At 42.7% G+C, this 20,321-nt stretch carries 16 protein-coding genes, 1 other RNA gene, 1 pseudogene and 1 other annotated feature; of the genes and pseudogenes, 16 read left to right on the top strand and 2 right to left on the bottom strand.

Annotated features, from left to right (window positions below; all coding sequences use genetic code 11):
- Nucleotides 1-18 precede the first annotated feature (18 nt).
- From MHI33_RS14805 to dtd, 8 genes and pseudogenes are all read left to right on the top strand, one after another.
- Nucleotides 19-315, top strand: a complete 297-nt coding sequence (locus MHI33_RS14805) for a post-transcriptional regulator (RefSeq protein WP_003216788.1) — start codon at nucleotides 19-21, stop codon at nucleotides 313-315.
- 41 nt (nucleotides 316-356) lie between these two features.
- A complete protein-coding gene (gene secDF / locus MHI33_RS14800; RefSeq protein WP_340912205.1) occupies nucleotides 357-2,585 on the top strand; it encodes a protein translocase subunit SecDF in 2,229 nt (742 codons plus the stop codon).
- 186 nt (nucleotides 2,586-2,771) lie between these two features.
- Nucleotides 2,772-3,261: pseudogene (locus MHI33_RS14795) on the top strand (cation:proton antiporter regulatory subunit).
- Between the two features lie 102 nt (nucleotides 3,262-3,363).
- Nucleotides 3,364-3,717, top strand: coding sequence for a LapA family protein (locus MHI33_RS14790; RefSeq protein ID WP_044140026.1), 354 nt, complete (start codon nucleotides 3,364-3,366; stop codon nucleotides 3,715-3,717).
- 81 nt (nucleotides 3,718-3,798) lie between these two features.
- Nucleotides 3,799-6,123 (top strand): single-stranded-DNA-specific exonuclease RecJ, encoded by a 2,325-nt coding sequence (recJ, locus tag MHI33_RS14785; RefSeq protein ID WP_340912201.1) that lies wholly within the window; start codon nucleotides 3,799-3,801, stop codon nucleotides 6,121-6,123.
- A 23-nt stretch (nucleotides 6,124-6,146) separates the two neighbouring features.
- Entirely contained in the window at nucleotides 6,147-6,659 is a 513-nt protein-coding gene (locus MHI33_RS14780) for an adenine phosphoribosyltransferase (protein ID WP_003216770.1), read from the top strand.
- Between the two features lie 142 nt (nucleotides 6,660-6,801).
- The gene (locus MHI33_RS14775; RefSeq protein WP_044140028.1) at nucleotides 6,802-9,012 is read left to right on the top strand and encodes a RelA/SpoT family protein; all 2,211 of its coding nucleotides are present in this window, start codon (nucleotides 6,802-6,804) and stop codon (nucleotides 9,010-9,012) included.
- Nucleotides 9,013-9,030: 18 nt separating this feature from the next.
- Nucleotides 9,031-9,474: a D-aminoacyl-tRNA deacylase gene (dtd, locus tag MHI33_RS14770; RefSeq protein ID WP_044140029.1), complete on the top strand. Its 444-nt coding sequence runs from the start codon at nucleotides 9,031-9,033 to the stop codon at nucleotides 9,472-9,474.
- Between the two features lie 96 nt (nucleotides 9,475-9,570).
- Here the strand turns inward: dtd and MHI33_RS14765 are convergent, their stop codons facing one another.
- Nucleotides 9,571-11,127: an N-acetylmuramoyl-L-alanine amidase gene (locus MHI33_RS14765; protein WP_445661791.1), complete on the bottom strand. Its 1,557-nt coding sequence runs from the start codon at nucleotides 11,125-11,127 to the stop codon at nucleotides 9,571-9,573.
- Between the two features lie 160 nt (nucleotides 11,128-11,287).
- Between MHI33_RS14765 and MHI33_RS14760 the strand changes: the two genes are divergently transcribed.
- From MHI33_RS14760 to MHI33_RS14740, 5 genes are all read left to right on the top strand, one after another.
- A complete protein-coding gene (locus MHI33_RS14760; protein ID WP_157957781.1) occupies nucleotides 11,288-11,458 on the top strand; it encodes a YrzK family protein in 171 nt (56 codons plus the stop codon).
- Nucleotides 11,459-11,516: 58 nt separating this feature from the next.
- Nucleotides 11,517-11,756 (top strand) — a binding site (T-box leader).
- Between the two features lie 74 nt (nucleotides 11,757-11,830).
- Nucleotides 11,831-13,105, top strand: a complete 1,275-nt coding sequence (hisS, locus tag MHI33_RS14755) for a histidine--tRNA ligase (RefSeq protein ID WP_003216423.1) — start codon at nucleotides 11,831-11,833, stop codon at nucleotides 13,103-13,105.
- An 18-nt stretch (nucleotides 13,106-13,123) separates the two neighbouring features.
- Nucleotides 13,124-14,902 (top strand): aspartate--tRNA ligase, encoded by a 1,779-nt coding sequence (gene aspS, locus MHI33_RS14750; protein ID WP_126740758.1) that lies wholly within the window; start codon nucleotides 13,124-13,126, stop codon nucleotides 14,900-14,902.
- Between the two features lie 77 nt (nucleotides 14,903-14,979).
- Nucleotides 14,980-15,160: non-coding RNA, 6S RNA (gene ssrS / locus MHI33_RS14745), on the top strand.
- Between the two features lie 92 nt (nucleotides 15,161-15,252).
- On the top strand, nucleotides 15,253-16,017 hold the full coding sequence (locus tag MHI33_RS14740; RefSeq protein WP_044140034.1) for a tRNA threonylcarbamoyladenosine dehydratase: 765 nt from the start codon (nucleotides 15,253-15,255) through the stop codon (nucleotides 16,015-16,017).
- Nucleotides 16,018-16,050: 33 nt separating this feature from the next.
- On the opposite strand, the gene MHI33_RS14735 is transcribed toward MHI33_RS14740, so the two are convergent.
- Complete coding sequence (locus MHI33_RS14735; RefSeq protein WP_065098515.1) at nucleotides 16,051-17,316, bottom strand: replication-associated recombination protein A; 1,266 nt, start codon at nucleotides 17,314-17,316, stop codon at nucleotides 16,051-16,053.
- 207 nt (nucleotides 17,317-17,523) lie between these two features.
- On the opposite strand from MHI33_RS14735, the gene cymR reads away from it, so the two are divergent.
- The 3 genes from cymR to mnmA all read left to right on the top strand — a co-directional run bounded on the left by cymR (nucleotide 17,524) and on the right by mnmA (nucleotide 20,320).
- Nucleotides 17,524-17,943 carry a cysteine metabolism transcriptional regulator CymR gene (gene cymR / locus MHI33_RS14730; RefSeq protein WP_044139599.1) on the top strand — a complete coding sequence of 140 codons (420 nt, stop codon included), beginning with the start codon at nucleotides 17,524-17,526 and terminating at the stop codon, nucleotides 17,941-17,943.
- 18 nt (nucleotides 17,944-17,961) lie between these two features.
- The gene (locus tag MHI33_RS14725; protein ID WP_003216474.1) at nucleotides 17,962-19,104 is read left to right on the top strand and encodes a cysteine desulfurase family protein; all 1,143 of its coding nucleotides are present in this window, start codon (nucleotides 17,962-17,964) and stop codon (nucleotides 19,102-19,104) included.
- A 97-nt stretch (nucleotides 19,105-19,201) separates the two neighbouring features.
- Complete coding sequence (mnmA, locus tag MHI33_RS14720) at nucleotides 19,202-20,320, top strand: tRNA 2-thiouridine(34) synthase MnmA (protein WP_113767481.1); 1,119 nt, start codon at nucleotides 19,202-19,204, stop codon at nucleotides 20,318-20,320.
- Nucleotide 20,321: the final 1 nt, after the last annotated feature.

Genomic DNA, 20,321 nt, shown 5'->3' with positions numbered 1-20,321 from the left:
AAAAGGGGGAGCATCCCATTGACACAACATCCGGCTGCAATTTACAAAGACCATTTAAAGCCTTTTCTGTTCAGTAAGCTTGAAGAATTCATCGTTTTGGGCTATAAAGATGTAGATTTAGAGGAATTATGGTCATACTTAGAGAATAAGAAGTGGAAGAAAAAACAAGAGTATCCGATTCATGAAATGGTTGCAGATATTTTATCTGTGAAAATTGGCGAATTTATGAACTATGCAACCGTTCAGTCGTTTAAAACGTCTGCTTTTTTGGACAGTGAAGATGGCAAGAATATGCTAGATGAACTGTTGAAATAAGCCATCTTAATGGATTCAGGTGTTTAAGGAGGAAATACATAATGAAAAAAGGGCGCATTCTTGCGTTTTTCTTAGTGGTTCTGTTAATCGGAACTGGCGTAGGCTTACTAACAAAGCCTGTTGCGAAAGATATGACGCTAGGGCTGGATTTGCAGGGTGGATTTGAAGTCCTATATGATGTACATCCAGTGAAAAAAGAGGATAAAATCACAAATAGTGTCCTCGTCAGTACAGTGGAGGCTTTAAACCGAAGAGCCAATGTGCTAGGTGTAAGTGAGCCGAACATCTCGATTGAAGGCAACAATCGTATCCGCGTGCAGCTTGCGGGAGTAAAAGATCAAAACAGAGCTAGGGAGATTCTTTCCACTGAAGCACAGCTATCCTTCAGAGATACGAATGATAAAGAACTCCTTAACGGGGCTGACCTGGTCGAAAACAGTGCAAAACAAACATTCAGTCAAACGAATGAGCCAATTGTGACGGTTAAACTAAAGGATGCGAAAAAATTTGGTGACGTCACAAGAAAAGTAGCGGCGATGGCGCCGAATAACCAGCTTGTCATTTGGCTTGATTACCACAAAGGAGATTCCTTCAAAAAAGAAGTCTCAAAATCAAACCACAAATATGTCTCTGCGCCGAATGTGAATCAAGAAATTAACAGCAGTGACGTGCAAATTGAAGGGAAATTTACTGTTCAAGAGGCAAAGGACCTTGCAAGTATTTTAAATGCCGGGGCATTGCCAGTGAAATTAACAGAAAAATATTCAACATCTGTGAGTGCACAGTTTGGTGAACAAGCACTGGACGAAACAGTGTTCGCAGGAATTGTAGGAATCGCATTTATCTTCTTATTCATGCTGCTTTATTACCGATTACCTGGTCTTATCGCTGTCATCACACTTTCAGCTTATATTTACATTACGCTTCAAGTGTTTGACTGGATGGGTGCAGTCATGACGCTGCCTGGAATTGCGGCATTGATTCTAGGGGTAGGGATGGCTGTTGATGCCAACATTATTACTTATGAGCGGATCAAAGAAGAGCTCAAGCTCGGCAAATCAGTCCGTTCTGCTTTCAGATCAGGGAACCGCCGATCATTTGCAACCATCTTTGATGCAAACTTAACAAGTATTATTGCCGGCGGCGTGCTGTTCTTTTTCGGGACAAGCTCGGTAAAAGGATTTGCAACGGTGCTCATCCTATCGATTTTAACTAGCTTTATCACAGCTGTCTTCCTATCAAGATTCCTTCTCGGTCTTCTTGTTGAAAGTCGCTATCTTGACCGGAGAAAAGGCTGGTTTGGTGTTCGTCAAAAAGACATTATGAACATTCATGAAACAACAGAAACCACCGAGCCAAAAACGCCATTTGATAAGTGGGATTTCGTCAGCAAACGTAAAGGATTTATGATTTTCTCAGCTACTATCACCATTGCGGGAATCATCGTTCTTTCCATCTTCAAGCTGAATGCGGGAATTGACTTTACAAGTGGAACTAGAATTGATATCCAAAGTGATCACAAGCTGTCAACTGAACAAGTCGAGCAAGACTTTAAAAAGCTGGACCTTGAGACAGACAGTGTCGTGTTATCGGGTCAAAAAGAAAATCAGGCAGCAGCGAGATTTGTCGGTGTGCCGAACAAAGAAAAGATTGCTGAAGTGAAAGATTACTTCAAAGATAAATACGGAACGGAGCCGAACGTAAGTACAGTGTCTCCGACTGTTGGGAAAGAACTTGCCCGAAATGCATTATATGCTGTCATCATTGCTTCAATAGGGATCATTTTATATGTATCCGTTCGATTTGAATATAAAATGGCCATTGCAGCGATTATTTCACTGCTGTATGACGCGTTCTTTATCGTGGCCTTCTTTAGTATTACGCGTTTAGAGGTAGATGTCACCTTCATTGCGGCGATCCTCACAGTCATCGGATATTCGATCAACGACACGATCGTCACCTTTGACAGGGTTCGTGAACAAATGAAGAAGCGCAAACCAAAAACGATTGAAGATCTATCGTACATTGTGAACTTAAGTTTACAGCAAACCTTTACGCGATCTGTCAACACGGTATTAACCGTACTTGTCGTTGTGATCGCACTGCTTATCTTTGGATCAGCGTCAATTACAAACTTCTCCATCGCCTTACTTGTCGGTCTGTTAACAGGGGTGTACTCATCTCTATATATCGCAGCGCAAATTTGGCTCATGTGGAAAGGCCGTGAGATGAAAAAACCGGCGAAGATTGATACTGAGCAAGATATTTAATTGAGTGAGACTGCCCAAGCGGCAGTCTTTTTTCATTAGTTTTTCCGAAAATAAGACGATTCGAAAAAATATTTCGGGTATCGTTGATCTTGAAATGGTCTTTTGCTATAATGACATACGTTTAGACAAGTATAGAAAGCAAGTGTCCGTTTGAGGCATTTGGCTTTATTCATTGAAGGGGCTGTTATGAAGGTTCGGGAAACTGAACTGCCAGGTATCGGTCACAAAGCCGAAATGATCACAAAAAATAATGAGAAGCTTGCCATCATTACACACGATGACGGCAGGAGAGAAATGTATCATTTTCAAGAGGACGATCATGAAGAATCTATTTCTGGTATCTTGCTAAACGATGAAGAAGCAAGTCAAATTGCAGCAATCTTAGGCGGCATGGTATATAAGCCGAAAGCGTTTGAAACTGTAGAAGTAGCCATTGATGAACTGATGATTGAATGGTTTAAGATTGAAAAGAATGCACCAGCTGTTCAGCAAACCATCGGTGACCTGAGTGTCCGCCAATATGATCAAGTAACAGTCATCGCTATCGTGAGAAAATCATATGAGAAAATGTGAAATCCAGGACCTGAAACGGTCATTGAAGAAGGGGATACCCTTGTTATTTCTGGAGCTAAGACAAGAAATAAAGAACCTCATTAATGAAAAACTCAGCAGCTAATTCATGCCCATGCTGATAGATTTTCTTCCGCTCATTTCTTTCTGTGTTTAAAAAGGACAATAAAAAGGGAAGAATAAAAGAAAAAGCTTGGGGGATATGTAGATGAACAAACAACAATGGACCATCATACTCGCATTTATTTTCGTATTAATTGTCTCAGTATTTGCCGTGATCAATGTGCGGCCAGTGCAAGTTGACTACTTATTTGGATCGGCTGAATGGCCGCTGATTCTTGTCATTATTGGTTCTGTGCTCATGGGCGGACTCATTGTGGCTTTTGCAGGGATCTTCCAAATTGTGAAACTAAAACGTGAACTAAAGGCTTTAAAAGCTGAGCGTGCAGCCGCACCTGCACCTGCTGTTTCGAATAAAAAGGTCGACAAAGACGTTCAAAAGAAACCGAATGTGACGCCTTTAAAAGAACAGCCAGCATCATTTGACCGGAAGGAAAAATAATCTTCCAGCACAATTTCATAAAATAAAAATTGAAACCCCTCAGGCCACTCTAGTATAATAGTGTGGTTGAGGGGTGAATTTATGTTATTATCCAAAATGCGCTGGGAATATGAACATCCAAGCGAAGAAAAAGTGAAATCACTCTCTGAAAATCTGAATATTTCAGCGTTGACTGCATCGCTTCTTGTAAAAAGAGGACTCGAAGAAGTAGAAGAAGCGAGGTCTTTTTTATTTGATCAAAAAGCCGAATTTCATGATCCATTTCTTTTAAAAGGAATGAAAGAAGCAGTAGAGCGCATCAACAAAGCGATCGAAGAGCAGGAATCGATTGTGATCTTCGGAGACTATGATGCGGATGGTGTGACAAGTACGTCTGTGCTTTTACATACATTAAAAGAGTTGTCTGCGAAAGTAGACTTTTATATTCCAGATCGATTTAAAGAAGGCTATGGGCCTAATGAACAGGCTTTTCGATATATCAAAGAGCAAGGCGCATCGCTTGTCATCACCGTCGATACAGGCATTGCAGCTGTAAATGAAGCACGTATTGCAAAAGAAATAGGGTTAGACCTGGTCATTACAGATCATCATGAACCAAGTGAGGAGCTTCCTGAGGCACTTGCGATTGTCCATCCTAAGCAGCCGGGATGTGAGTATCCGTTTAAAGAACTTGCCGGTGTAGGCGTAGCGTTTAAAGTGGCGCATGCTCTTCTTGGAAAGCTGCCAACTCAGCTGTTAGATCTTGCGGCAATTGGGACAATAGCGGATCTTGTGCCGCTTCATGATGAGAATAGATGGCTCGCTAAAAAAGGGCTTATGCAGCTTAGGCAGTCGAATAGACCGGGGCTGAAGGCGTTATTAAAAGAAGCAGGTGCTACTCTTGAAGAAGCAAATGAGGAAACGGTCGGCTTTCAAATTGCGCCAAGGCTGAATGCTGTAGGGCGAATTGAACAGGCCGATCCAGCTGTTCATCTTCTCATGACAGAGGATAAGGATGAAGCAGAAGAACTCGCTCGTTTTGTACAAGAACTGAATAAAGAACGTCAAAAAATTGTGAGTACGATCACAGAAGAAGCCATTCAAATGGTGGAAGAGACAGGTGATGACCAGTCTGCAATCGTTGTAGCGAAAGCTGGCTGGAATCCGGGTGTTGTCGGAATTGTTGCCTCTAAATTGACGGATAAATTTTCTCGTCCGGCGATTGTGCTTGGAATAGATGAAGAGACGCAAATGGCAAAAGGATCAGCGCGGAGTATTCCTGGCTTCGATCTATTTTTCCATTTAAGCAAATGCCGCGACATTCTGCCGCATTTTGGCGGGCACCCGATGGCTGCGGGTATGACACTTCGGGCGGATGATGTTCCTTTACTAAGGGAAAGATTAAATCAATATGCGAATGAAACGTTGACAGAAGAAGATTTTATTCCGATTCAGCGGGTTGATGCTGTATGCAAGGTAGACGAATTGACGGTTGAAGCGATTGAAGAAGTGGGGATGCTGTCACCATTTGGCATGCAGAATCCAAAGCCGTTCATCATGATTGAAGATGTGAGACTTGAAGAAATCCGAACAATTGGAGCAAATCAGAATCATATTAAAATGTCTCTGAAAGATGAAGATAAGCTGCTTGACTGTGTCGGTTTTCATCAAGGTCAATTAAAAGAAGAAGTTGTCACAGGTAGCCGCATTTCCGTCATTGGTGAAATGTCCATCAATGAATGGAATAACCGGAAGAAACCACAGCTCATGCTAAAAGATGCCCGAGTAGATGCATGGCAGCTGTTTGATTTGCGCGGCAAAAAGGATTGGGAAAAGACCATCTCCACGCTTGATCCAGAAAAATATGTGGTGGTCTGTTTTGACGAAGAAACAAAACAGGATGTCAATATCCCGATTCATCATGTCCATGCAGAAAATGTTTCAACATTCGATGTAGAAGGCAAGTATGTCGTCTTTGCAGATGTTCCTGCAGATGAACACTTGCTAAGGCAGCTGTTAGAAAACCAAAAGCCAGCTAGAGTTTATACGGTTTTCCAAAGAAAAGAAGATCATTTCATGTCCGCTTTCCCTAGCCGTGATCAATTCAAATGGTTTTATGGATTCTTGTTAAAACGAGGAAGTTTCCCTCTCAAGGAACAAGGAATGGAGCTTGCGAAACATAGGGGCTGGACAAAAGATACAATGATTTTTATGACAAAGGTGTTTTTTGAACTTGGTTTTGTTAAAATAGAGAATGGTGTGCTGTCAATAGTACGTGATGCCCCTAAAAAAGATTTAACAGCATCAGCATCCTATACAGCAAAACAACGATTGATGGAACTCGATCAAACACTAACATATTCCTCAGCCAAAGAGCTGAAGGAATGGCTGAATAGCATGATGAGCGAAGTCTCACCTGTGCTTTGACGTACGAGGAGGAAAAGGAAAAGATGGATTTAAAACAATATGTGACAGTTGTACCTGACTACCCAAAGGAAGGTGTACAATTTAAAGATATTACAACGTTAATGGATAAAGGCGAAGTGTACCGTTATGCAACGGATCAAATCGTTGAATACGCGAAGGAAAGAGACATTGATCTCATTGTTGGACCTGAAGCGCGTGGATTCATTATTGGCTGCCCTGTAGCATACGCACTTGGTGTAGGTTTTGCACCGGTTCGTAAAGAAGGAAAGCTTCCTCGTGAAGTCGTTAAAGTCGAATACGGCTTAGAATATGGGAAAGATGTATTAACGATTCATAAAGATGCGATTCGTCCTGGTCAACGTGTATTGATTACAGATGACTTACTTGCGACTGGTGGAACAATTGAAGCGTCCATCAAGCTTGTAGAGGAATTGGGCGGCGTTGTGGCAGGAATTGCATTCTTGATTGAGCTGACGTATCTGGACGGCAGAAAGAAGCTTGACGGTTACGACATCTTGACGTTAATGCAATACTAATGGAGTTTTACGAAAAAAGCACTCGGTAAGAAGGGTGCTTTTTTCCTATCAAAAATCTTTTAGCGGACTTCTTCTCTTTACATCTATCGAATTTTTCTTGATAATAAACTACAATACAGTTTTCATTTAAAAAGGTGATTCCATGGCGAACGAACAAGTTTTAACGGCGCAGCAGGTCATTGACAAGGCAAGAGAATACCTGTCCGCTGAACATATTCAATTTATAGAGCGAGCATATGAATATGCTGAAAATGCACATAAGGAGCAATACCGGAAGTCTGGTGAGCCTTATATTATCCATCCAATTCAAGTGGCGGGGATTCTTGTTGACCTTGAAATGGACCCATCGACCATTGCAGGCGGTTTCCTGCACGATGTTGTCGAGGATACAGATGTGACATTACAGGATTTAAAAGAGTATTTTAACGAAGAAGTTGCGATGCTTGTTGATGGTGTAACAAAGCTCGGGAAGATTAAATATAAATCACAAGAAGAACAGCAGGCCGAAAACCATCGAAAAATGTTTGTGGCAATGGCGCAGGATATACGCGTCATCTTGATTAAACTGGCAGACCGTCTGCACAATATGAGAACGCTCAAACATCTTCCTCAGGAAAAGCAACGTAGAATTTCAAATGAAACTCTTGAAATCTTTGCACCGCTTGCGCACAGATTAGGGATTTCAAAGATTAAGTGGGAGCTTGAAGATACAGCGCTCCGTTACTTAAATCCGCAGCAATATTACCGGATCGTGAATCTCATGAAGCGCAAACGAGCGGAACGTGAGGAATACTTGGATGAGGTTGTCAATGAAGTAAAAGATCGTGTGTCAGAGGTAAACATCAAGGCTGAATTTTCCGGAAGACCAAAGCATATTTATAGTATTTATCGCAAAATGGTCCTGCAAAATAAGCAGTTTAATGAAATTTATGATCTGCTGGCCGTTCGTATTTTGGTTGACAGCATTAAAGACTGCTATGCCGTGCTCGGGATTATCCATACATGCTGGAAGCCGATGCCAGGCAGGTTTAAGGATTATATTGCAATGCCAAAGCCGAACATGTACCAATCGCTTCATACAACAGTGATTGGGCCAAAAGGTGACCCGCTTGAAGTTCAAATCCGAACAGTGGAAATGCATGAAATTGCAGAGTACGGAATTGCTGCGCACTGGGCATACAAAGAAGGAAAAGAGTCAGCAGAATCAACGGAGGAAGCTGTCTTCCAGAAGAAGCTCTCTTGGTTTAGAGAAATCCTTGAATTCCAAAATGAATCGACAGATGCAGAAGAGTTTATGGAATCGTTAAAGATCGATCTCTTCTCTGATATGGTGTTTGTCTTTACTCCAAAAGGAGACGTCATTGAACTGCCATCGGGTTCCGTGCCGATTGACTTCTCTTACCGGATTCACTCGGAAATTGGGAACAAAACGATCGGTGCGAAGGTCAACGGAAAGATGGTCACGCTCGATCATAAATTGAAAACAGGTGACATTATTGAAATTCTGACATCAAAGCACAGCTATGGGCCAAGTCAGGATTGGGTCAAACTTGCCCAAACCTCCCAAGCGAAGCACAAGATCAGACAGTTTTTCAAAAAACAGCGCCGTGAAGAAAATGTCGAAAAAGGCCGAGAACTCGTGGAGAAAGAAATCAAAAACCTTGAGTTTGATGTCAAAGACATCCTGACAGCTGAAAACCTGCAAAAAGTGGCTGACAAATTTAATTTTTCAAACGAAGAGGATATGTATGCAGCGGTTGGTTATAACGGAATTACTGCACTCCAAGTCGCCAATCGTTTAACTGAAAAAGAAAGAAAACAAAGAGATCAAGAAGAACAAGAAAAAACGGTTCAAGAAGTGACAGTAGAGCCAAAGACATATCACGGGAAGAAACGAGAAGCAGGTGTAAGAGTCAAAGGGATAGATAACCTGCTTGTCCGCTTATCTAAGTGCTGTAACCCTGTTCCAGGTGATAGCATTGTTGGTTTTATTACGAAAGGCCGAGGCGTATCTGTTCACCGTGATGACTGTCCGAACGTGAAGACAGGAGAAGCGCAAGAACGGTTAATTCCGGTAGAGTGGGAGCACGAACAGCCTGCTCGAAACCGTAAAGAATACAATGTGGAAATTGAAATACTAGGATATGATAGACGCGGCTTACTCAATGAGGTGCTTCAAGCAGTCAACGAAACCAAAACGAACATCTCGTCGGTTTCTGGTAAGTCTGACCGTAACAAAGTGGCGACGATCCATATGGCGATCTTTATCCAAAACATTAACCATTTGCACAAAGTGGTAGAACGCATTAAACAAATCAAAGACATCTACTCTGTTCGCCGATTCATGAATTAGAAAGGAAGTATATCGTCTATGAGGCTTGTTGTGCAGCGTGTGACAAGTGCATCTGTGAAGGTAGAAGAAGAGATCACAGGTGCCATCAATGAAGGATATATGGTACTCGTTGGTGTCACACACGAAGATACAGAAGAAGATGTGCATTATTTAGCTGATAAGCTTGCACATTTACGTATTTTTGAGGATGAAAACGGGAAAATGAATCATTCGTTATTGGATGTAAAAGGAAGCGTGCTGTCTGTGTCTCAGTTTACTCTTTATGGTGATACGAGAAAGGGCAGAAGGCCAAATTTTATGAAAGCAGCCAAGCCAGATGCTGCGAACGCCCTTTACGAAAGTTTCAATAAAGCCCTTAGAGAAAAAGGTATTCATGTAGAAACTGGCCGCTTTGGCGCGATGATGGATGTGTCATTGACCAATTCAGGGCCTGTGACTATCTGGATGGATAGCAAAGAATAGATTCACTTTAGACTGTAGATAAACTCTTGCAGGAGTTTGTTTAGAGTCTTTTTCTTTTGCGATCAAACAAAAAAGAGGCGCAGTGGCCTCTTTTTTCTAGCGGAAATATTGTTTTAATCCTTCTGTCATTCCTTCTGTGACTCGTTCTTGGTAAGAGGCGCTATAAATGATGGCTTCCTCCTGAGGATTGCTTAAATAGCCGAGTTCATATAAAAGAGAAGGACGTTTGTTTTCTCTTAACACAAAATAATCTCCGAATTTGACACCCTTATCAGGGATTTGAGAGCGTTTAGCGACTTCTGTATGAACGTTTGTCGCTAATTGCTGGTCTTTTGCTGCTTGATAATAATATGCCGTACTTCCTCTGACACTTGGGTCCATAAAACTATCATAATGAAGACTAATAAATGCATCTGCATTTCTGTAATGAGATGTTGCAACCCTCGATTGAAGGCTGATAAAAGTATCTTCACTTCTTGTTAAATAGACATTTGCACCAGAAGCCCTTAATTTTCCTGCCAGTAAATTGGCGGTTTTGATGGTAATGTTCTTCTCAAACGCACCATCTGCTCCAATCGTGCCGCTGTCTTTTCCGCCATGACCTGGATCAAGAACAATCGTTTTTCCTTTTAAAGAACCAGTTCCTGATGAAGAATCCTGCTGTGGTCTTGGTGCCTCGCTGCTATTTTTATTCGTTTGAACGACCCAGCTTGCCACATAACCAGTTCCGCCGTTAGATAGTGTCACCTCGTACCAGTCACCTTGCGTGCGAACAATTTGATAGGCAGCGCCTTTTGTGGCTCTTTCTGCAATCTGAGCAGAGGTAGAAGCACTTTTTCGAATGTTGGTGCCATCGTAGACAATGTACGCTTTCTTTTGGGAAGCCGAAGAAGATGGATTCTTTTCACCAGCCGAACTCGCTCCATTGCTTGTGACGATGTAATAGCTTGCTGCCCAGCCTTTCACGCCTTTTGCCTCAATTTCATACCAGCCGTTCTGCTCGCGCAAAATGGTGATCTGTGTGTTGCGGGCAAGTGAAGCGACGACTTGTGCATTTGGTGCCGCCGATTGCCTTACATTCAAGCTCGATACGCCAACTGTGCCTGTCTGTTTAGAGCGAGAGGACTCGCCAGAGCTTGATTGAGCAGCTTTTTGGCCGCCTGACACATAATCAGAGTGAACCCAGCCTACTGCTTGTTTATACGAAATTTTTGTCCATTCGCCGCTTGTCTGCAGCTTTTTAGCGGAAGCGCCTTGCGGGAAAGGTCCGACGACTTGATAGGAAGTCCCAGGGCCTGTCCGTATGCGAAGATCAGAGGCTGTCGATGTAATGGAACCGCTGCCTGCTGAGCTTTGATTTTGCGTCTTTGGCTTAGCGGAGTTTTGGCCGCCAGATGATGTCGTAATCAGCCATGAGACGACCCACCCTTTTTGACCGTTCGATAGCCCGATCTGCACCCATTCTCCTTGTTTCGTGAGAATGGGATAGCTTTCTCCGCGCTTCACAACAGCTGCGATTCCATAGCTTAAGCCAGGGCCCGTTCTCACATTGATTTCATCTGTAGCGACCACAGCTTGATCTGTTTGTGCTGTAGCATGTGTCATAGGCAAAGTACTTGCAATGAGAACAAAACAGGTAAGCAGCATCATCATTTGATTGTGTTTTTTTAGTTTCAAAACGGTGTTTTCCCTCCCTTGTAAAACCGATGAATGTAAATTCGTTATGTAATGGACTAATTCCTTGCAGTTTCCCTAATAAAAATGAATCAATCTGTTTATACTAAATAAAAACGTGATAAAAGGATGTACAAACATGAGATTAAGTAGAAAATTAGGACGAGTGCAATATAATGGACATCGTGATATCGATCGCTGGCAGCACGACGAAATGGATCAACCAGGCTTCCTTGAAGAAACCGCATCTGAATACGGATGTACGTCAAAAGAAGAGCTGGAAAAGAAAAAGAGGCCCGGCAAGGGTTGACAGAGTGGCAGCACCGACCTTATTATAATATAAATCAACACACTTGAAAATTTAAAATGTGGAACTGATGATAGAGAATAGTAGGGTAAATTGCGTGAGCAGAGAGGAATCGCCTTAGGCTGAAAGCGAATCCGCATGGCATTTATCACGAAAGAACACTCTGTAGGTTTCCTGCTGAACGCTCTAAAAATGAGTCAATAGGCGGAGAACGTGAATCTGCGTTAAGGATTTGAGCGGGAACATGGCTAGATCATGTTCCAACTAGGGTGGCACCACGGGTATAACTCTCGTCCCTACTATACACATAGTAGAGGCGGGGGTTTTTTATATGTCCACATAAAAAAATGAATGATGGTCGTAGGAGGACGAAAAATGAGTTTTAATATTCCAAGAGGCACACAGGATATTTTACCTGGAGAGTCAGAACGCTGGCAGTATGTTGAACAAATTGCAAGAGATACATGTGCGGCCTTTCAATACAAAGAAATCCGCACACCGATTTTTGAGCATACAGAGCTGTTTGCACGGGGAGTAGGCGAATCAACCGATATCGTTCAAAAAGAGATGTATACATTTGAAGATAAAAAGGGGCGCAGCATCACCCTTCGTCCAGAGGGAACGGCATCAACCGTACGTTCTTATGTTGAAAATAAATTATTTGCACAGCCGGCGCAGCCAACAAAGCTGTATTACATTGGGCCAATGTTCCGCTATGAACGTCCGCAAACGGGAAGATATCGTCAATTTTATCAGTTTGGGATTGAAGCGATCGGTTCAAAGGATCCAGCCATTGATGCAGAAGTTATTTCCCTTGCGATGAGTGTTTATGAGAAAGCAGGTCTTTCAAACTTAAAGCTCGTCATTAACAGCCTTGGTGACAAAGAGAGCCGTGCAGACTACCGCAAGGCACTTGTTGAGCACTTTGAGCCAAGAATCGATGAATTCTGTCATGACTGTCAAACCCGTTTACATCAAAATCCGCTGCGAATTCTTGATTGTAAAAAGGATCGTGACCACGAATTGATGGCAACGGCTCCATCCATTCAAGATTACTTAAATGATGAATCACGGACTTATTTTGAAAAGGTCAAACAATACTTAACAGATATAGGCGTTGAATATGTCGTCGATCCGAACTTAGTGCGCGGCCTTGATTACTACAATCACACGGCATTTGAGATCATGAGTAATGCTGAAGGCTTTGGTGCGATTACCACATTAGCCGGCGGAGGCCGATATGATGGACTTGTTGAAGGAATTGGCGGTCCTGAATCACCAGGAATCGGTTTTGCTATGAGTATTGAGCGTTTCCTATCAGCAATCGATGCTGAAGGAATTGATCTTCCACTGCAAGATGGCATTGATCTATACATTGCTGCACTCGGTGATGATGCGAAAGATTACGCTGTTTCATTATTAAATCGTCTGAGAAAAGAAGGCATTTCAAGCGAAATGGACTATACAGGGAAGAAATTAAAAGGACAATTTAAAGCGGCTGATCGATTAAAAGCCAAGTTTATTGCAGTCCTTGGTGAAGATGAGCTGGCGCAGCACATTGTGAATGTAAAAGATACGACAACGGGTGAACAAATTGAAGTGAAGCTTGATGAGCTGATTCAAATGATGAAGGCCCACAAGAAGGCGTAAAGAAGGAGTGGAATGTTTGTGTTTGGTAGAACTTTTTATTGTGGAGAAGTAACAGAAGACCAAATCGGTCAAACCGTTGTATTAAAAGGGTGGGTTCAAAAAAGACGTGACCTTGGCGGACTAATCTTTATTGATCTGCGTGACCGTACAGGAATTGTACAAGCTGTTTTCAATCCAGACCTTTCAAAAGAGGCACTCGAGACAGCAGAATCGATTCGTAATGAATATGTCCTTGATATTAAAGGAACGGTTGTCGCAAGAGAAGAAGCAACGATCAATCCAAATCTAAAAACAGGGAAAATTGAAATACAAGTCGAAACGGTCAGCGTGTTAAATGAAGCGAAGACCCCTCCTTTTGTTATTTCAGATCAAGCGGACGAGGTATCAGAAGATGTGCGCTTAAAATACCGTTACTTAGACCTTCGCCGTCCTGCTATGTTTGAAACGATGAAAATGCGACATGAAGTCACAAAAGCATTCCGCCATTTCTTAGATGACAACGGCTTTCTAGATATTGAAACACCGATTTTAACTAAAAGTACGCCAGAGGGTGCACGTGACTATCTTGTTCCAAGCCGTGTACACGAAGGAGAGTTCTATGCCTTGCCTCAGTCCCCGCAATTATTTAAACAATTGCTGATGGTCTCAGGAATGGATCGATACTATCAAATTGCCCGCTGCTTTAGAGATGAAGACTTGCGTGCTGACCGTCAGCCGGAATTCACACAAGTCGATATCGAAATGTCCTTTATGAGTCAAGAGGACATTATGACGCTTGCTGAAGAGATGATGTCAAAGGTGATGAAAGATGTCAAAGGCGTAGATTTGACATTGCCATTACCTCGCATGACTTATGATGAAGCGATGAACTCTTATGGTTCTGATAAACCAGATACACGTTTTGAGATGAAGCTTGTCAACATTTCAGACACGGTAAAAGACTCTGATTTCAAAGTCTTTAGCGGAGCTGTAAAAAATGGTGGAGCTGTGAAAGCCATCAATGTCAAAGGGGCTGCAGCGAACTACTCAAGAAAAGACATTGATGCCCTTGGTGCATTTGCTGCGAACTACGGTGCAAAAGGTCTAGCTTGGCTTAAAGCAGAAGGGACAGAATTAAAAGGGCCGATTGCTAAATTCTTTGACGAAGCAAAGCAAGCAGAATTAAAAGAGCAGCTTCAAGTCGAAGAAGGCGACCTTTTACTCTTTGTTGCAGATAAGACGTCTGTTGTCCATGACGCACTTGGCGCCCTTCGCCTAAAACTCGGCAAAGAGCTTGAACTCATCGATGAGTCTGTATTCAACTTCTTATGGATTGTTGATTGGCCGCTGCTTGAAAAAGATGAAGAAGAAGGCCGCTTCTATGCTGCCCATCATCCTTTCACAATGCCAGTACGCGACGATCTTGAATTAATTGAGACAAGCCCAGAAGACATGAAGGCACAGGCATACGATCTTGTCCTGAATGGCTATGAGCTTGGCGGAGGTTCGATTCGTATTTTCGAAAAGGACATTCAAGAAAAAATGTTTAGCTTACTTGGGTTTTCAAAAGAAGAGGCTTATGAACAATTCGGCTTCCTTCTAGATGCTTTTGAGCACGGTGTTCCTCCGCATGGCGGAATCGCGCTTGGTCTTGACCGCTTAGTGATGCTGCTTGCCGGCCGCTCTAACCTAAGAGACACGATTGCGTTTCCGAAAACGGCAAGTGCGAGCTGCGTGTTAACAGATGCTCCAGGCCATGTGAGCGAAGCGCAGCTTGATGAGCTAAGTTTAGCCATTAAAACAAAAGTAAAACAGTAAAATAGACGCATGGATATAGGCATGTAAACGCTTGAAAAAGCGGCATGCCTATGATATGCTTTCTTCAATCAATAAATAAAGTCCTGATACGTACGGTGGTTACCTAGTTTTGACCGAACATTTTTTTATACGGGAGCTTGCCTTTCCTTTCTGCATAAATGCCTCTTTAGAGGACTTATAAAGTCAGGAAGAAAGCACCCACCTGCATGGTGCGGGGTTCAAAACGAAGGAAAAGCTGGCGGCGTTGTCGGGACTTTTTTGTGTTTTTTTCTTTTTCAGAAGGATGACGAAGAAGGTTGAATATGATATGATTCTTTCGATTCATTTTAAATAAAGGTGGAGTGAGGCACTTGTTACATCAGTTTTCAAGAAACGAGCTTGCCATTGGCAAGGAAGGCTTAGATATATTAAAAAACAGTACAGTGGCAGTGCTTGGTGTGGGCGGCGTTGGTTCATTTGCAGTTGAGGCACTCGCTCGTTCAGGTGTTGGCCGTATTGTTCTTGTTGATAAAGATGATATTGATATTACAAATGTAAATCGTCAGCTGCCAGCATTGCTTTCAACAGTTGGTCAGCCAAAGGTTGACTTAATGCAGGCGAGAATCGCTGATATTAATCCAGAATGTGAAGTTGTTGCACTCAAGATGTTTTATACAGAGGAAACATATGAGCAATTTTTTGAATATCCGCTTGATTATGTCATCGATGCGTCAGATACGATTCACTATAAAATTCATTTAATGAAAGAGTGTCTGAAACGCAATGTGAACATCATTTCAAGTATGGGAGCAGCAAACAAAACAGATCCGACCCGCTTCAAAATTGATGACATTTCAAAAACACATACCGACCCAATTGCAAAAGTCGTGAGAACGCGTCTACGTAAAGAAGGGATTCGTAAAGGGATTGAAGTCATCTTCTCTGATGAAAGTCCGATTGTGATTCGCGAAGATGTCAGAAAAGAAGTTGGAAATGATGAAGCGAAGATTCGCAAGGCACAAATGCCGCCATCATCCAATGCATTTGTCCCGTCTGTTGCAGGATTGATCATGGGTGGTCATGTCATTATGCAGCTTTTGAAAGATATTCCAATTACACGTGTGAAAGATAAATAAACAGCCCACCTGCTAATAGGCAGAGGGCTTTTTTTATTTTTGGCGTTTTAAGTTCTCATATACCTGTTTCAGTGCGCCTTCAAATTTACCTGTTTGCTTCGGTTCATAGTATTGCTTGTTTTTCAGCGGATCAGGTAAGTACTGCTGCTTCACCCAGCCGTTTTCATAATCGTGTGGGTATAAGTAATCGACACCTCTGCCGAGTGCTGTAGCTCCTTTGTAGTGAGCATCCTTTAAATGAACAGGGATTTCACCAATTTTCCCTGAACGAATGTCACCAAGTGCCGCATCGATCGCCTTATATGCTGAGTTGGACTTAGGAGAAAGACACAGTTCAATGACTGCGTTAGCCAGCGGAATTCGGGCTTCCGGGAAGCCGACTCTTTCTGCTGTTTGAACAGCGCTTAACACACGAGGGCCTGCCTGCGGACTAGCTAAGCCAATATCTTCGTAAGCCATCACGAGTAATCTCCTTGAAATGCTTTCAAGGTCTCCTGCTTCAATCAGTCTGGCAAGGTAATGCAGCGCCGCATCTGCGTCAGACCCTCTAATGGATTTTTGAAAAGCCGAGAGGACATCATAATGAGCATCACCATTCTTATCATGTGAGAAACTTTTTTTTTGTAAACATTCTTCTGCTGCGGCAAGAGTGATCATAATATGCCCAGCCTCATCTGCTTTTGTCGATAAAACAGCTAGTTCTAACGCATTTAAAGCAGAGCGTACGTCTCCGCCGCATCCATTGGCAAAATGATTCATCGCTTCATCGTCTACTGCCACCTCATACCCGCCAAGTCCGCGATGTTCATCCTGTAACGCTCTTGTTAATGCAGCCTTGATTTGCTCTGTTTCAAGCGGTTTTAGCTCAAATATTTGTGTCCGGCTTCGAATGGCAGGGTTGATCGCATGATAGGGGTTAGCCGTCGTTGCGCCAATTAAAATGATCATGCCATTTTCTAAATAAGGAAGAAGAAAATCCTGCTTTCCTTTATCAAGCCTGTGAACCTCGTCTAAAATGAGGATGACCTGGCCGCTCATTTTTGCTTCAGCGGCGACAGCTTCCATATCCTTTTTGTTATGAATGACCGCATTCAACGTCCGAAACGCAATGCTTGTACTGCCAGCGATCGCCGTCGCAATCGATGTTTTTCCGATGCCCGGCGGTCCGTATAAAATCATCGAGGATAAATGTTTTGCCTCGACCATTCGTCTAATAATTTGACCTTCTCCAACGAGATGCTCCTGCCCAATGATGTCTTCAATATGACTTGGGCGCATCCGGTACGCTAAAGGTTTCATGATTATCTCTCCTAAAGCAATGTCTTGTTTGTATAGAGTACCGAAATTTCTTCAAATAGAAAAGGGATGCGTCCTCTTATCGCGCTCAGAACCGGCAAATGAAAGTTGGCTGAAAGTATGATATAATTGCTTTTGGTCTATATAAGCGTATATGAAATCAGAAAAATAATTGATGACATAGAAATAGAAAACGCAGAGGTGTTTAACTTGAAAATTTCTACTAAAGGCAGATATGGTCTGACGATCATGATCGAATTAGCCAAAAAACATGGCGAAGGCCCTACATCATTAAAATCAATCGCTCAAAACAATAATTTGTCTGAGCATTATTTAGAGCAGCTTGTATCACCACTTCGGAATGCTCGTCTTGTGAAAAGTATTCGCGGTGCATATGGCGGCTATGTTCTTGCACATGAACCAAACGAGATCACAGCCGGTGATATTATTCGTGTATTAGAAGGACCGATTAGTCCTGTCGAAGTCATTGAAAACGAAGAACCAGCAAAGCGTGCACTTTGGATTCGGATTCGTGATGCAGTAAAAGACGTACTGGACAATACAACTCTTGAAGACTTGGCAAGCTATCAAGATGACGAGGATCAAGAGGCGTATATGTTCTATATTTAGATCAGAGGTGTACCGGGAATGGAACGTATCTATTTAGATCATGCAGCCACAACGCCGATGGATCAGCGTATTGTGGACAAGATGATGCCTTACTTTACAGAGATATTTGGCAATCCCTCTAGTATTCATTCATATGGGCGCGAGGCAAGAAAGTGGCTCGATGAAGCAAGAGAAGTGATTGCAGGAGAATTACACTGTAAACCACAGGAGATCATCCTCACAAGTGGAGGAACAGAGGCGGACAACCTGGCGATTACAGGTGTGGCCATGGCAAGACAGCATGAAGGAAAACATATCATCACAGCAAAAACAGAGCATCATGCGGTGCTGCACACATGTGAACGCCTAGAGAAGCTAGGATTTGACGTGACATATTTAGATGTGGATGAAACTGGATTGATTCATCTTGAACAACTAAAACAAGCACTAAGAGATGATACGATTCTTGTGACCATCATGTACGGCAATAATGAAACAGGTGTGATTCAGCCAATCAAAGACATTGGCGAGCTTTTACACAATCACACTGCTCATTTTCATACAGACGCCGTGCAGGCGTTTGGAACAATGCCAATCGATGTAGCAGACCTTCATATTGATCTCTTATCTGCTTCTGGCCATAAGCTAAATGGTCCAATGGGAACGGGCTTTTTATATGTAAACGAAGGCGTGAAACTTTCTCCGCAAATTTTCGGAGGAGAACAAGAAAGAAAACGCCGTGCTGGCACTGAAAATGTGGCAGGGATCGTCGGACTTGCAGAAGCTGTTCAATTAACGAAGCAAAATAGAAGAGAAAAAGCCATGCATTATGGTAAGCTCAAAGAAATCATGCTACAAGTATTCGAAGAGGAATCACTCGATTTCTCTATCAATGGGCACCCGGAAGAGACATTGCCGCACATTTTAAATGTTCATTTCCCGGGCGTTTCTATCGAATCGTTACTTGTGAATTTAGATATGGAAGGAATTGCTGTTTCAAGTGGATCTGCATGTACGGCTGGATCCGTCCTTCCTTCGCACGTGTTAAGCGCCATGTATGGCGAAGAAGCAGACAAGCTGACGTCCTCAGTCAGAATAAGCTTCGGTCTTGGGAATGAAGAGGATCATGTGAAGCAGGCGGCGCGCAAGATAGTAGCTGTTGTCAAACGCTTAGCCAAATAAACGTTCCTCTTTTGTTCGTGTGTGTGAAAAATGAAACAGCCAGGCACCTGAAGAACGAAACGCACATGCTGTTTCATTGAAAATGGAGTTGATGAAGATGACAAAAAGACCAGAAGACACAAGAGTTGTGGTCGGTATGTCCGGAGGAGTCGATTCATCAGTTGCTGCTCTTATGCTAAAGGAGCAAGGCTATGATGTAATCGGCATATTTATGAAAAACTGGGATGACACAGATGAAAATGGTGTATGTACAGCAACGGAGGACTATGAGGATGTCATCCGCGTATGTAACCAAATTGGAATCCCTTATTATGCAGTGAATTTCGAGAAGCAATATTGGGACAAAGTGTTTCAATATTTCCTTGATGAATATAGAGCGGGCAGAACGCCAAACCCTGATGTCATGTGTAACAAAGAAATTAAGTTCAAAGCGTTCCTTGAGCACGCATTGTCACTCGGTGCGGATTATTTAGCAACAGGTCACTATGCGCGCGTCGACAGAACGGGCGATGAAGTCAAAATGCTAAGAGGTCTTGATGCCAACAAAGACCAAACGTATTTCTTAAATCAGCTGACTCAGGAACAGCTTGATAAAGTCATGTTTCCAATCGGTGATCTAGAGAAAAAAAGGGTTCGTGAATTGGCAAAAGAAGCAGAGCTCGCAACAGCAACGAAAAAAGATTCAACGGGTATTTGCTTTATTGGAGAAAGAAACTTTAAAACGTTCCTCAGTCAATATTTGCCTGCACAGCCTGGCGTGATGCAGACGATGGACGGAGAAGTCAAAGGGGAGCACGATGGACTGATGTATTACACGATCGGTCAGCGCCAAGGTCTTGGCATTGGCGGTAGCGGTGATCCTTGGTTTGTCGTTGGAAAAGACTTGGAACAAAATATCCTGTTTGTCGAACAAGGTTTCCATAATCCACTTTTATATTCTGAAAGCATTTCAGCCGTCAATATTAGCTGGACTCGTCCTCATATTGTCGGTGAAAACGGTGAATTAACCTGCACAGCTAAATTCAGATACCGTCAAGAAGATCACCATGTGAAGGTGAAAATGACAGGTGAGCAAGAAGCGATGGTCATCTTTGATGAACCCGTTCGTGCTGTCACACCAGGACAAGCGGTTGTCTTTTATGATGGCGACGAATGTCTCGGCGGCGGAACAATTGACGATGTCTTTAAGGACGGCCAAAAGCTGTCGTACGTGTAAC

It is taken from the genome of Bacillus sp. FSL K6-2971 (genome assembly GCF_038006405.1).
GTDB lineage: Bacteria > Bacillota > Bacilli > Bacillales > Bacillaceae > Bacillus > Bacillus pumilus.
Note: the sequence above shows the minus strand (reverse complement) of the source record. Positions and strands in the feature narration are given on the sequence as shown.

Coding starts and splice junctions, on each gene's coding strand:
- secDF (WP_340912205.1), top strand. CDS start 357: ATGAAAAAAGGGCGCATTCTTGCGTTTTTCTTAGTGGTTCTGTTAATC.
- MHI33_RS14790 (WP_044140026.1), top strand. CDS start 3,364: ATGAACAAACAACAATGGACCATCATACTCGCATTTATTTTCGTATTA.
- recJ (WP_340912201.1), top strand. CDS start 3,799: ATGTTATTATCCAAAATGCGCTGGGAATATGAACATCCAAGCGAAGAA.
- MHI33_RS14780 (WP_003216770.1), top strand. CDS start 6,147: ATGGATTTAAAACAATATGTGACAGTTGTACCTGACTACCCAAAGGAA.
- MHI33_RS14775 (WP_044140028.1), top strand. CDS start 6,802: ATGGCGAACGAACAAGTTTTAACGGCGCAGCAGGTCATTGACAAGGCA.
- dtd (WP_044140029.1), top strand. CDS start 9,031: ATGAGGCTTGTTGTGCAGCGTGTGACAAGTGCATCTGTGAAGGTAGAA.
- MHI33_RS14765 (WP_445661791.1), bottom strand. CDS start 11,127: ATGATGATGCTGCTTACCTGTTTTGTTCTCATTGCAAGTACTTTGCCT.
- MHI33_RS14760 (WP_157957781.1), top strand. CDS start 11,288: ATGAGATTAAGTAGAAAATTAGGACGAGTGCAATATAATGGACATCGT.
- hisS (WP_003216423.1), top strand. CDS start 11,831: ATGAGTTTTAATATTCCAAGAGGCACACAGGATATTTTACCTGGAGAG.
- MHI33_RS14735 (WP_065098515.1), bottom strand. CDS start 17,316: ATGAAACCTTTAGCGTACCGGATGCGCCCAAGTCATATTGAAGACATC.
- MHI33_RS14725 (WP_003216474.1), top strand. CDS start 17,962: ATGGAACGTATCTATTTAGATCATGCAGCCACAACGCCGATGGATCAG.
- mnmA (WP_113767481.1), top strand. CDS start 19,202: ATGACAAAAAGACCAGAAGACACAAGAGTTGTGGTCGGTATGTCCGGA.